The following is a 2,537-nucleotide window of genomic DNA, read 5'->3' on the forward strand; positions in this document are numbered from 1 at the left end:
ATACATCCGTGTAGGCTTGAGCAAAACATCCCTGTTTTGCACAGTCCTGGAGAGACACCCTGCACCTTGGCCACCTGACGTTCCAGCAAGCCTGAACAGAACAATAAAAGACAAAGAAGTTCTTACAATGACAAGCAAACACGATACCCAGAATTCCTGTCAGCAGGATGTCAGCCGCCGCAGTTTCCTCAAAACCGGTTTAGGCGGCGCAGTTTTTCTGAGCGCTGTCAGCCTTTCCGCCGGCCTGACCGGCTGCGCGACAGCGCCTGCCACACGGGTCAGTGCGGTGGGCAGCCGTATGGACGCGCGCTACCGGTTCCGGTTTCTGAGCCGGGATGACATTGCGCTGTTTGAAGCCTTGTTACCTGCCATGTTTGCCGGGTCTCTGCCCGAGGAACCCAACCAGCGACGGTTTGCCATTGCCGGCACGATTGAGCGCATCGACCAGGGCATTGTGAAGTTTGGCCCGGCAAACCAGCAGGAACTGCGCAAACTCTTTGATCTACTCAACTTCGCCCCCACCCGAATAGCTCTGGCCCGGGTATGGTCAGACTGGCCGTCGGTCAGTACCGCCGATGCCGATGCGTTTCTGCGGCGCTGGCGAAACAGCCGGATTGGCCTGCTGAACAACGGCTACGTTGCCCTATCCAAAATCAGTAACGTGGCCTTTTATGGCCACCAAGACCACTGGCACCTGTCCGGCTACCCGGGGCCTCCAGCCTGGATGGTCGATGCTCTGCCCCAGTTCAAACCCGCCGCCTGACAGCACCCCGGATACCTATCGGATAGAGGAGTAAAGTATGTCCACGAACGATCCCATTGCCCGGGGACTGGCGGCCGGCTGGAACGTCATTGATGCCAGCAAGCTGAACGACAACCGCACGGTCGATGCCGATGTTGTGATTATTGGCACCGGTGCCGGCGGCGGCACCACAGCGGAAATCCTGGCCCGGCAGGGCCTGTCGGTGATTCTGGTCGAGGAAGGTCGGCTGTATTACCAGAAAGACTTCAAAATGGACGAGCTGACCTCTTACGCCAATCTGTATCAGGAAGGTATGAGCCGGGTGACCGCCGATGGCGCCATTGCCATTCTCCAGGGTCGCTGCGTTGGTGGCTCCACCACCGTAAACTGGACCAGCAGCTTCCGCACACCGAATGAAACCCTGAGCTACTGGAGCGACCACCTGGGCCTGGATGGCCTGACACCTGATGCCATGGCCCCCTGGTTTGAGGGCCGCGAACAGCGGCACACTATGGCTCCCTGGGAAACCGCACCCAACCAGAACAACGACATTCTGCGGCAGGGCTGTGAAAAACTGGGCTATTCCTGGCAGGTGATCCCGAGAAACGTCAAAGGCTGCTGGAACAGCGGCTACTGCGGTGTAGGCTGCCCCACCAACGCCAAACAAGGGGCCCTGCTGACCACCATTCCCGGCGCCCTGGACCACAAGGCCCAGCTGTTTCACGGTCTGCGAGCCGAACGCCTGGTGATGAAGCAGGACCGGATCGATCACCTGCTGGCGTCCGCTATGGGGCCAGACGGCGTAACCCCCTCCGGCGTCACCGTCACCCTGAAAGCCCGGCACTTCGTGGTCGCCGCCAGCGCCATTGGCTCCCCCGGCCTGCTGCTGCGCTCACAACTGCCGGACCCCTACCAACGGGTCGGCAAACGCTCCTTTATTCATCCGGTCAACGCGACCGTTGCCCGGATGCCGGCCAAAGTCGACCCGTTCTACGGAGCTCCGCAATCCATTTACTCGGATGAATTCAACTTCAAGGCCGGCACCGACGGCCCGGTAGGCTACAAACTGGAAGTACCGCCCCTGCACCCGGCGATGGCAGCCGGCGTGGTACCCGGCCACGGCCAGCCGCAGCGGGACAACCTGGGCCAGCTGCCCAGGATGCAATCCGTCATCGCCCTGCTCCGCGACGGCTTCCACCCCGACAGCCCGGGCGGCACCGTCTCACTCAGAGACGACGGCAGCCCGGTACTGGACTACCCCATCACCGATTACCTCTGGCAAGGACTGCGCCAAGCCTACCTGACCATGGCCGAAATCCAGTTCGCCGCCGGCGCTGAAGCCGTCCAGGCCATGCACCTGGACTCCGACTGGTACACCAGCTGGAACCAGGCCAGAGACGCCATCAAAAACCTGCCCATGAAACCCCACCGCGCCCGCCTGTTCACCGCACACCAGATGGGCGGCTGCAGCATGGGCACAGACCCGCAGACCTCGGTGGTGAACGGTTTCGGCGAGCATCACCACATCGCCAACCTGAACATCCACGACGCCTCCATCTTTCCCACAAGCATCGGTGCAAACCCGCAGTTGTCGGTTTATGCACTGGCGGCAAGAAACAGCAACCGGTTGGCGCAGAAGCTAAAACAGGCAGGGTAAACGAAAATGGATATTGACTGCTTGCCTGACGATCAGGAGAAAGCAGCGATACTTCAGAAAGCGCCGGGGAGGCATGCAGATAGCATGAGGAGCGCGGGCCGGGGGTGGCTTTCGGGAGTCTTGAGGGCCATGGACGGC

At 60.9% G+C, this 2,537-nt stretch carries 2 protein-coding genes; both read left to right on the forward strand.

Translation table 11 applies throughout. From position 1 onward, the window contains the following. Nucleotides 1-127 precede the first annotated feature (127 nt). Nucleotides 128-763: a hypothetical protein gene (locus ACP2AU_RS16695; protein WP_426377341.1), complete on the forward strand. Its 636-nt coding sequence runs from the start codon at nt 128-130 to the stop codon at nt 761-763. A gap of 37 nt (nt 764-800) precedes the next feature. Beyond that, nucleotides 801-2,399: a GMC family oxidoreductase N-terminal domain-containing protein gene (locus ACP2AU_RS16700; RefSeq protein WP_426377342.1), complete on the forward strand. Its 1,599-nt coding sequence runs from the start codon at nt 801-803 to the stop codon at nt 2,397-2,399. Nucleotides 2,400-2,537: the final 138 nt, after the last annotated feature.

It is taken from the genome of Marinobacter sp. VGCF2001 (assembly GCF_049943275.1).
Lineage (GTDB): Bacteria > Pseudomonadota > Gammaproteobacteria > Pseudomonadales > Oleiphilaceae > Marinobacter.